The 11,095-nt window shown below is 57.0% G+C and carries 7 protein-coding genes; 4 read left to right on the forward strand and 3 right to left on the reverse strand.

The genetic code is table 11. The features are described from left to right. The first annotated feature begins 2 nt into the window (after window positions 1–2). Together ACYVHX_RS05150 and ACYVHX_RS05155 are read left to right on the forward strand one after the other, a co-directional pair. Entirely contained in the window at window positions 3–368 is a 366-nt protein-coding gene (locus ACYVHX_RS05150; protein ID WP_460670552.1) for a VOC family protein, read from the forward strand. 23 nt (window positions 369–391) lie between these two features. Next, window positions 392–1,111: a LytR/AlgR family response regulator transcription factor gene (locus tag ACYVHX_RS05155; RefSeq protein WP_460670553.1), complete on the forward strand. Its 720-nt coding sequence runs from the start codon at window positions 392–394 to the stop codon at window positions 1,109–1,111. A 28-nt stretch (window positions 1,112–1,139) separates the two neighbouring features. On the opposite strand, the gene ACYVHX_RS05160 is transcribed toward ACYVHX_RS05155, so the two are convergent. From ACYVHX_RS05160 to ACYVHX_RS05170, 3 genes are all read right to left on the reverse strand, one after another. Further along, entirely contained in the window at window positions 1,140–3,926 is a 2,787-nt protein-coding gene (locus tag ACYVHX_RS05160) for a DUF1553 domain-containing protein (protein ID WP_460670554.1), read from the reverse strand. A 106-nt stretch (window positions 3,927–4,032) separates the two neighbouring features. After that, window positions 4,033–5,796, reverse strand: a complete 1,764-nt coding sequence (locus tag ACYVHX_RS05165) for a glycosyltransferase family 39 protein (RefSeq protein WP_460670555.1) — start codon at window positions 5,794–5,796, stop codon at window positions 4,033–4,035. Between the two features lie 58 nt (window positions 5,797–5,854). Further along, complete coding sequence (locus ACYVHX_RS05170) at window positions 5,855–6,574, reverse strand: class I SAM-dependent methyltransferase (RefSeq protein ID WP_460670556.1); 720 nt, start codon at window positions 6,572–6,574, stop codon at window positions 5,855–5,857. A 725-nt stretch (window positions 6,575–7,299) separates the two neighbouring features. On the opposite strand from ACYVHX_RS05170, the gene ACYVHX_RS05175 reads away from it, so the two are divergent. Then, window positions 7,300–9,528: an outer membrane protein assembly factor BamB family protein gene (locus tag ACYVHX_RS05175; protein ID WP_460670557.1), complete on the forward strand. Its 2,229-nt coding sequence runs from the start codon at window positions 7,300–7,302 to the stop codon at window positions 9,526–9,528. A 158-nt stretch (window positions 9,529–9,686) separates the two neighbouring features. Then, a complete protein-coding gene (locus ACYVHX_RS05180; protein ID WP_460670558.1) occupies window positions 9,687–11,051 on the forward strand; it encodes an enolase C-terminal domain-like protein in 1,365 nt (454 codons plus the stop codon). Window positions 11,052–11,095: the final 44 nt, after the last annotated feature.

Below are 11,095 nucleotides of genomic sequence, written 5' to 3' on the forward strand. Positions count from 1 at the left end.
TCATGACGACCGAATTGTTAAACCTGATTCCGGTGTTGCCGTCGGCCGACATTGCCCGGGATGTGGCCTGGTACCGCGAAAAAACCGGTTTTGTGTGCCTGTTCAGCGACGCGATGTACGCCGTTCTGGGCCGCAGCGGGCAGTACCTTCATCTGCAGTGGCACGCTGATACGGCCGACGATCCGTTGCGGGGCGGTTCGGTGGTCCGGATTTTGGTGAAAAACATCAAACCCTTGTTTGACGAACTGGTTGAACGGGGTACGGTTTTGCCGGATGCTTTTCGGGCCCATACGCCCTGGCAGACCAACGAATTTGGCTTTTACGATCTGAATACCAATGCCATTTTTATTCTGGAAGACGCGCGCTGAAAACCGTACATCCCACCCTGTTTATGCTGAAATGCGTGGTTATTGATGATGAGTCGCTGGCTCGTGAACTGGTGGAAAGCTACCTGAACCGGCTGGATTTTGTGGGCTCAGTCCGCACCTTCGGCCAGGCCCGCAACGCGCTCGATTACCTGAAAACCCACGAGGCCGATGTGTTGTTTCTGGACATTGAAATGCCCGAACTCAACGGCATCGACTTCCTGAAAATGGTACCGCAGCCGCCCCTGACGGTTTTCACAACCGCCTACCGCGATTACGCCTTTGAAGGCTTCGAGCTGGGCGTGATCGACTTTCTGCTGAAACCGATTTCGTACGCCCGGTTTTTGCAGGCCATCGAGAAAATTCGCGACTTCTTAGCCCTGAAAGACCAGAACGCGAAGCTCGACGACAGCCCGGCCGACGAACCGCTGGGCTCCGTTTTTGTGAAAAGTGGTGTGCAGCGCATCAAGCTGCATTTTGAAGACGTGACGCACATTCAGGGTTTGAAAGATTACGCGATCATTCACACCCCAACCGGCAAAATCGTCCTGAAAGGGTCGATCAAAGCCATGCACGATATTTTTCCCCAAAACCGCTTCATCCGCGTCCACAAATCGTTCATCGTGGCGGTTTCGCGCATCACCCGCATCGAGCGCAACCGACTCATCATCAACGGTAACCAGATTCCGATTGGCCGTAATTACAAGGAAGAAGTCGAGCAGGCGCTGAGGCAAAAAAGAGGATAGAAAAAAGACCAACCGCTCCTGGCTCTTCTCACTCCTTCGTCACCACTTCGTCCAGATTCAGCATGGCGTTGGCCGTCACGGTGAGGGCCGCGAGTTCGGGCGTGGCTTCGGTGCAGGCCAGTAACTTTTTCGCTTCGTCGGGTTGCTGCTGATACTGGGCCTGCGTCTGGCGGTAAAGCCGGGTCAAAACCGCCAGCTTGGCGGTGGGCAAAGGCCGGAGCATAATTCGCCGAAAACCGGCCTGAATCTGCTGTTCGGGCGTTTTTCCCTGAAATCGCATCCAGTCGGCCAGGCTTTGGGCCGCTTCCACGTACACCGGATCATTGAGCGTCACCAGGGCCTGCAGGGGCGTGTTGGTGCGCAACCGGCGCAACTGGCAGAACTCCCGGCTGGGGCTGTCGAAGGTGATCATCGACGGATACGGGGCCGTGCGTTTCCAGTAGGTATACAAAGCCCGGCGGTAGCGGTCTTCACCCTGGCTCAGTTTCCAGCTTTCGGGGCTGTAGGGCGACTGCCAGATGCCGTCGGGCTGGGCGGGCATCACGCTGGGGCCAAACTGTTTTTTGCTCAATAAACCGCTGGCGGCCAGCACCTGATCGCGCACCTGCTCGGCATTCAGCCGGATGCGCGGCCCGCGCATCAGAAACGCATTGTTCGGATCGTGGGCCAGCGCTTCGGCCGAGGCTTTGGAGCTCTGGCGGTAGGTGGCCGACAGCACCATTTTCCTCAGTAATTTTTTGACGCTCCAGTGGTCGGTTTCCATGAAGTCGGCGGCCAGCCAGTCGAGCAATTCGCGGTGCGTCGGCGGGATGCCCTGCGTGCCCACATCCTCCACGGTTTCGACGATTCCGGCGCCGAACAGCTGCTCCCAGAACCGGTTGACGGCCACTCGTGCCGTCAGCGGCTGTTCGCGGCTGACCATCCACTTCGCCAGTCCCAGGCGGTTTCTGGGCAATTCCTTGTCCATTGGCGGCAGCGATTTGGGCACATCCGGCGTAACTTTCCGGCCTTTTACCAGCCAGTTACCGCGTTGGAAAACAAAGGTTTCCCGAAACTGATCACCGGTGCCTTCCTGCATCACGGGCAACACTTCGGCTTTGGCGTTCAGGAGTTCGGCCAGGGTGCGGTCTTTTTCGCCGAGGGCGGTTTTGGGCTGGCCGGGCAAAGCCGCCTGGAGCGCCACCCATTTCACCATCACCCATTCCTGCGGCTCGCCCGGACTGTCGAGGCTGAGATACAGGTGATGCCGGCCCGAAACCGCCGGGAGCGCCAGCACCAGCGTCGTGTCTCGCCACGGACTGCCGGTTTTCGGCACCGGTTGCTGCAGCAAAACCGGGCCGGTCGGGCTGTCCTGATGAACGGTTACAACGGCTTTTTTGGACCGGGTTCCCCACGCAATGATGAGCCGGTTTTTGTTGGTCAGATCCTGGTTTTTGATGCGGGTGGAACCGCCGTGCTGGAGGGCGGTGTACATGGCTCCCATCAGCGACGCATTCACGTACTGGTCGAAACTGTGCGAATTGACCTTGGGTTCGGTCAGCCGCATAAACCGCAGAAAATCCGCTTTTTGCCGCGAATCAATCCCCTGCTGGCGGACCCAGTCCTTCAGGCCCTGCAGCTTGAGCGAATCGGCTTCCCTGTAAAACCGCAGGGTCGGCGTATCGCTCGGTACGTCCTCGTCGCGGGTGTTGTTGAAGAACGCCATGTACTTGTAATAATCCTCGTGCACGAACGGATCGTAGGGGTGGCTGTGGCACTGCACGCAGCCAAAGGTCGTTCCCTGCCAAACGTCCCAGGTTGTATTCACGCGGTCGATCACCGCCGACACCCGAAATTCTTCATCCTGCGTTCCGCCCTCGTCGTTGGTCATCGTGTTGCGGTGAAACGCCGTCGCAATCAGCGGGTTATCGGTAGCGCTTTCTGAAGCGCCGGTTTTCGGGGCTGGTTTCGGCAGTAAATCACCCGCCAGTTGTTCAACGGTAAAATCATTGAACGGTTTGTCGTCGTTAAAAGCCCGGATGAGCCAGTCGCGGTAGCGCCACATGGGTCGCGACAGATCGGCTTCGTAACCTTTCGTATCGGCGTAGCGCGCCAGATCGAGCCACAAACCCGCCCAGCGTTCGCCGTACGCGGGCGACGCCAGCATCCGGTCCACCATTTTCGCGTAGGCATCCGGGGCTTTGTCGTTCAGAAAAGCCGTCACCTCCGGCTCGGTGGGCGGCAAACCGGTCAGGTCAAGCGCCACCCGGCGGATGAGCGTCACGCGGTCGGCTTCGGGCGATGGTTTCAGGCCGTCCGGTTTGGGTTTCGCCAGCACAAAATGGTCAATTTCGTTTTGGGCCCAGGTTGTTTCTTCGCGGTCGGTCACTCCGAGTCGGGACCAGAAGGTGCCAATTGCCGGAACGTCCGGTTTTTCGACGGGTTGGTAGGCCCAGTGTTTGCCCCATTCGGCGCCCTGATCGATCCAGTTGCGCAGCAGCTCGATTTCGTCCGGTTTCAGCGGGGGCGCATCCAGCGGCATTCGTTCGTCCGGATCGGTGAGCGACAACCGGCGGATCAATTCACTGGCGTCGGCGTTGCCGGGAACAATAGCATGCTTTCCGGATTTGGCTTTGGCGGTGGCCTCGTGTTCAAAAAGCAAACTGAAATCCGAGGCTTTTTTGACTCCGCCGTGGCAGGCAATGCAGTTTTTGTTGAGCAGCGGTTTGATCTGCGTGTTGAAATCGACGCGATCTTCCCGCACGCTCAGCCAGACCAGCGAGGTTAGGGTCATCAGCACCGCAATCGCAAGACTCAAACGGACGATCGGTTTCATAAACACGTTCGGCAAAGGAAAAAGGGTCAGGACTTCCAGGCAAGTTAATGAAATAAAGCGGTTTTTGCGTCAATCCGGCGGTCCCTGCTCCCACAAAAACCGCCTTTCAATAGCGATGGGTTTTGCCCCGTAAGTCGAACAGCGTCAGCACTTCACCCGACTGGCCTTTCACCAGACGGATTTTGTCCACCTCCGTGGTATCCAGCCGTTGAACATAAGCCGCATTTTTCGGCAAATACAAATTGGTCAGCTGGGCATCCTGAATCGAGTACGGCCAGTACGTTTTTTCAACCTCATCGTGCGGGATGAGCCGGATGGACGGGTACAAAACCGTGTCGCCGGGCGCGTATTCCTCCTGAATTCGCCGGGCGGTCAGGTAATACGGATTGGGGCCGCGCGGCCGGGCGAAATAAGTGTACTTTGGGTCGCGATCGGCGTAAATCCGGATTAGCACCTGAGCCACAAAATAGCCCTGAATAAGCAGAACAACTGCCAGGGTGAACCGGATGACGGCAGGCGAGTGGACCAGTTGCCAGAGCATCATGGCGACCAGAATGACGGTGTACGGAAATGAAAAACCGGAATACCGCTGCGTAATGCCGTAGGTGTGGCCGTTGCGGAAGGCCATCACGATCAGAAACAGGGTGGGAACCACTGACAGAATGGCGATAAAAACCAGCAGGGAACCCGGAAACGGCGTCTGCCGGATGGCCTGGGCCAGCAGGTAAACGAACGAAGGCAGGGCGGCCACCACAACCAGCTGAAGGTTGGGAACTGTGTAGAATGGCAGACCCGCCACCAGCAGAAGCGGAAAAAGAAACTGCCCCCAGCGCGGCAGCGGTTTTGGCGGACCGAATCGGTACAGCAGTACGGCCGCTCCCAGGCCCAGAATCAGCGCCAGCGCCAGGTTCCGGATGCCCAGCGCGTCGATTTGTCCCAAGCCGTTTGAGATGATGAACAGATCCGCCCAGAGCGGCATCGATCGCTGAAACACGTTGGCCAGTGTGGCTGGCAGAACCACGCCATACGCACTGCTGTAGGGGTTCGTAAGCGCTACCGTCCGGTATAATTGCGCCTGATGGGCCAGTGTCTGGAACGTGTACGCGCCACCGCCGTAAATAAACCATAGCGACACCAGCCCGACGCCCGCCAGCGCCGTCAGCGCAAATGCGACCCACCGACGCGGGGGGCGAATGAAGAGCAGGGCGTAGAGTCCGTGGCACAAAAAGACGGTGAGGGTGAGGTAATGGGAGAGCAGCGCGATGACGAACGTCAGGCCGTAGCCCAGATACAGGCCCAGGGTCGGGAGCCGGTTTTTGTCCCGCTCCACGATCAGCAGAAACAGGTGCGTTGCCAGCAGCGTCAAAAAAAAACTCATCGAATAATTGCGCGCCATGTGGCTGTATGCCACAAAAAAAGGCTCAATGGCCGCCAGAAAAGCACTAAGCAGCGCCAGGGGCGGGGAGCGGAAATGCCGGTTGATAAACACGTAAATTAGTCCCACGACCAGCGTGCTGAACAGCACCGACGGAAAGCGGGCGGAGAAATCGCTGAGCCCGAAGAGTTGCATCCAGCCCCATAACACGGCGTAATAGCTGGGGCTATTGCCGATGTCACCCCGGATGTTGGCTTCGATGAAATCGTCGATGGTTTTCGCTTTCCAGAATTCGCGGGGGGTAAAGTAGGTTTTTCCCGGCGTAAAAAACACCTCTTTCTGATTGGCTCCTTCCATTACCACACCCTGCGAAATAACCAGGGTGTACTTTTCATCGAGATACAAACCGTAAGAACCGGACTGGTACACCCGCAACCCAAAGGCGATCAGCAGGATGGGCAGGAGCAGAAAAACCGGATGTTTCATAAGTCTCATAAACAGCGGAATGGTTAGCAGAACCCGAACCTGCATCAGTAGGACGGGCCGAGCTGGTTTATTTTTTTAGCGAACAGGAAATAATGAACTGGGCGGAGAAAATGTGTTTCAGCAGCGGTAACTTTTCCAGAAAAGGCTGAAAAAAGTAAATGATTTTCGCGGGTGCGGTCGGAAAGAAAAACGGCACGTACCCAACATAACTCCAGGCGTTGATCTGCCCGCCCGCGTTGCGTATCCACCGCTTCAGTTCCCACTGAAAAAACGACTGTTCTTCGTGCTCGATGTGGTACTGCGAGGTTTTCTCGATCCATTTCAGAATGGGATTATTGCCATTGGGCTCCATGATAATCAGGTTGTCGGCCAGTTGGAAGGCGTTGGCGATGGCTTTTTGCTGGTCGGATAGGTGGTGGAGAACCCCCCGGATGACGGCCACATCGTATTTTTTAGCCGGTACGGGCAGGTGATCGTCCAGCAGGTTGATGGTGTCGAACCGGACGGTTGGGTATTGCTGGCGGGCAGCCTCAATGGCGGTGTCGGCGGGATCAAAACCGGATACGGCCAGTTGCGGAAAATTCTGTTTAATGTTGGGCGTGTACAAGCCATCTCCGCAGCCAATATCTACCAGCGTTCGGTAGTGGGGCTTGATAAACTTGAAAATTTCGTCGGAGATGCGTTTGTTGGCTACATGAGATGAGAAAGTGGCATTGGTCGTGTAAAGAAATCCACCGTTTTCGTTTACGTTCCGATTAAATTCCTGAACGTTCTTTTTTAAGCTCATGGTTGTAACAGGGAGTTTGAAGTGAATGATTCAAGCTTTGGCGAAGAGTGGGTACGGGCCGTAGAAAAAGGCAAAAGAATCCCGTCGCGCTCAGTGATGAGTGCGTAAAAGTCTGCCAATCAGAAGGATATGGGTTTTTGTCTATTAAGGCGGAGCGAATGGTCGCATGGCTAAAACAGGAGTTCAGGCTTCTCCGGAAGAGAAACTAAAAGGAATGAAAAAGCCGATGAGGCTGGTAGTTTCTACCAGCAGACAAACAGTAAGAAAAACAAAAGGAAATCTCCCCGGCGCTCGAAAAGCGCCGTATGAACAGCCTGACTAAGGGATAGTCAGCGCAAAGTCGTCATCAGGGGGGAGTAAGTTGCAGCATAATGGTCGTGTAACTGGCTGCAAAGATTAAAAAGAAATTAAAAAAAGCAAGTAAATACATTAAAATCGGATTAAACGGCCAGCGTTTAACTGGTGTGTTGGGCGTAGAATGTCACCATTAGAGAACTTGAATGGAGTGTTTTAGTCGGTCGAATAGCCTTGATTTTAGCGACTTATCAAAGCCGTAGGCCAGACTGAGTGTTCGCAAAGCCGGTTTTAGGTTATGTCACTAAAGCGAATTGCAGACTACCGGTATAAAACCGGGCGCGGCATCTAGTAAAATCGGGGCAATTCGTTCTTTCATCCGATAACCGGTCGCCTGCTGACTTGGCTTCTGATACCGACAAAACCCACTAATGAACTGGATAAAAAAACAAGGACGACCGGCCGGAAAAACCGGTCGATTCACTGGGACACTGACCACCCGCAGCACAATCATCGCGGGGCTGTTTTTGGGAAGTTGCCTGCTCTACGGCCTGCAGGAACCGGGCAGAGCCCCGGAAACCGGCCGCGACTGGCCCAATTACGGCGGCAACAAAGCCGGAAACCGGTATTCGCCCCTGACGCAGATCACGACCGAAAACGTGAAAAACCTGGCGGTGGCCTGGATGTATGATGCTTCCGAAAAACCGGATGCCAACGGTCGGCGGAGGGATCGGGCCATTCAGTGTCAGCCGATTGTGGTTCACGGCGTTCTGTATGGCACCACGCCCGAACTGAAGCTGTTTGCGCTCAAAGCCGGCACGGGCGAACTACGCTGGAAGTTTGAACCCTCCAAAGACGACCGGCTGAACTCCAACCGGGGGGTGATGTACTGGGAAAATGGTGACGACAAACGCATTCTGTACACCGTGGGCGCGAGCTTGTACGCCGTCAACGCCGAAACCGGGCAGATTGTCTCCGGTTTTGGCACCAACGGGCGCGTGGATCTGCATCAGGGACTGCAAACCAACCTGGATCACGACGTCAGCAAACTGTCGGTGACGGCCACGACGCCCGGCATCATCTACCGCAACACGGTGGTGATGGGATCGAGCGTGTCCGAATCGGGCGATGCGGCTCCGGGCCACATCCGGGCGTTCGATGTGGTGAGCGGGAAGCTCAAGTGGGTATTTCACACCATTCCGCAGCCCGGCGAATTGGGCTACGACACCTGGCCCAAGGATGCGTACAAAAAAATTGGCGCGGTCAACAACTGGAGCGGTATGGTGCTCGACGAAAAACGCGGGGTCGTTTACCTGGGCACCGGTTCTCCGGCTTCCGATTTTTACGGGGGCGAGCGCCGGGGTGCCAACCTGTTTGCCAACTGCATTCTGGCGCTGGATGCCGAAACCGGTAAAATGAAGTGGTATTACCAGACCATCCACCACGATCTGTGGGACCGCGACCATTCCTGTCCGCCCAACCTCATTACGCTGAAGCGAAACGGCAAAACCGTCGATGCGGTGGTGCAGGCCAGCAAAGATGGGTTGGTGTACGTGCTGGACCGCGACAAAGGCACCTCGCTGTTTCCGGTGGAAGAACGGAAGGTGCCCACAAACGGTTTGCCCGGCGAACACCCGTATCCGACGCAGAAATACCCGCTCAAACCACTGCCGCTGAACCGGCAGGTGTATACCGAAGCCGATCTGACGGACCTGTCGCCGGAAGCGCACGCGCACGTGAAAGAGCGGTTTTTGAAACTGAAAGCCGACCACAAGTTTACGCCACCGACCACGACGGGAACCCTGCTGTTTGGGTATAGCGGGGGGGCAGAATGGGGCGGCAATGCCATCGACCCAACCGGTGTGCTGTACCAGAATGTCAACGAAGAACCCTGGGAGCTGATCATGACGGAACGGGCCAGCCTGAACAAACCGAATGCCCCGCTGACGGCCGGAAACGCGCTGTACATTGCCAATTGCGCGGCCTGTCACGGGCAGGACCGGAAGGGCAGCGGCCCCGAACTACCCCCCTTGATCGACATTGCCAAAAAACGCTCCGCCGACGAAATCCGGGCCATTCTGAAAACCGGGAGCGGCCGGATGCCGTCGTTCCAGCACCTGCCGGAGAAGGACCGCGAGGCCATTGTCAGCTTTCTGCTGAACCGGGAAACCGGTCCGGCGACGGTGGCGAAGGCTCCGGCGACTGCTCCGGCCAGCAAAGACGGTTTTCCCTACGTGCCGGCTTACGTGAGCAAAGTCTGGCAACGGTTTACGGACCAGAACGGCTATCCCGGCATCAAACCACCCTGGGGCACACTGAATGCCGTCGATCTGAACACCGGCGAATCCCTGTGGCGGGTGCCGCTGGGCGAGTACCCCGAACTGGCGAAGAAGGGCGTTCCGACCACCGGAACCGACAGTTACGGCGGACCCGTCGTGACGGCGGGCGGGCTGGTGTTTATTGCCGGAACGAAGGACGAAAAAATTCGCGCCTTCGACCGAAAAACCGGCCAGGTGGTGTGGGAATACCAGCTTCCGGCGGGCGGTTTTGCCACCCCCATCACCTACGAAGTCGAGGGCAAACAATATGTGGTGATTGCCGCGGGCGGGGGCCGTGGTCAGAAAATTGGCGGCAACTACATTGCCTTTGCGTTGAAATGAAAAACGGTTTTATGGTTTACGGTATTCGGTTTACGGTGGGCCACCGGCCCCGATCAGCAACCGTGAGCGGCCGAAAACCGTATACCGAAAACCGAATACTGTAAACCGAATACCGTAAACTGATTACCAAACCTCCTGAACCTGAAAACAAACCTGCTATGAAAAAAACACAGTCGCAGACCGACGCCAGCCGCCGGAACGCCCTGAAAATGCTCGGACTGGGTTCCACCGCCGGGATTCTGGGCCTGTTCGACAGTCCGCAGGCGCGGGCCGACACGTACGCTACCCCGTCCTACGCCAAAGGCATGGCGCCCGTCACCATCAAAAGCGTTCGGGCCATCACCACCGCGCCGGGCGGACCGAACCTGGTGATTGTCAAGGTCGAAACCTCCGAGCCGGGTCTCTACGGCTTGGGCTGTGCGACCTTCACGCAGCGGGCGCAGGTCGTGGTTCCGGCCGTGAATGTGTACCTGCATGAGTTGTGCGTCGGCCGGGATGTCGACAACATCGAGGATACCTGGCAGTCGGCCTACGTCAGCTCCTACTGGCGCAACGACCCGGTTTTGAACAATGCGCTCTCCGGGCTCGATCAGGCGCTGTGGGACATCAAGGGGAAACGCGCTAAACTGCCGGTTTATCAACTGCTGGGCGGCAAAGCCCGGATTGCGGTCGATACCTACACCCACGCCAGCGGCCCCACGCCCGAAGCCATTGCCGACAAGGTGCAGCAGTTTATGGAACAGGGGTTCCGGCACATCCGGATTCAGCAGGGCGGGTACGGGGGCGTGGGCGCCATGGCCGAAATCAAACCGGATTTTAAGGCTGCCGGTTTTGGCCGCGAGTCCGACGACTTCTCGGACCAGCAGACGTATTTGAAACGGGTCCCGAAAATGTTCGAGACGGTGCGGAAACGCTGCGGGGAGGATATCCAGCTGCTGCACGATATGCACGAGCTGACCGAACCCGTCGACGCCATCAACATGATCAAAGGGCTGGAAGAATACCGGCCGTATTTCATCGAAGACCCGTTTTCGCCCGAAAACATGAAGTGGTTCAAACTGCTGCGCGAAACGACCTCCGTGCCGATTGCGATGGGCGAGCTGTTCAACAACATCAACGAATTCAAGGAGCCGATGGTGAACCAGTGGTTCGACTTCATCCGGATTCACATTTCGCAGATTGGCGGCATTACGCCCGCCATGAAAGTGGCGCGGCTGGGCGAGTGGTTCAACATCCGCACGGCCTGGCACGGCCCGGGCGACACCTCCCCGGTGGGTCACGCAGCCAACAACAGCATCGACATTGCCGTCTGGAACTTCGGGATTCAGGAGTCGCAGCAGTTCAACGACCGCGTGAAAGAGGTGTTTCCGGGTTGCCCGACGATCAAAAACGGCTACTACTCCGTCAGCGAATCACCGGGTCTGGGCATCGACATCAACGAAAAGGAAGCCGCCAAATACCCGATCGGCACCAAGTCCCGCTGGATTATTCGGAAAAGCGACGGCACAATGTTAAGGCCGTAAACGCCGGGTGCGGCTTGCCGCCCAAAACCGGGATCTGGCAGACA

The sequence above is a fragment of the Larkinella ripae genome, assembly GCF_054780775.1.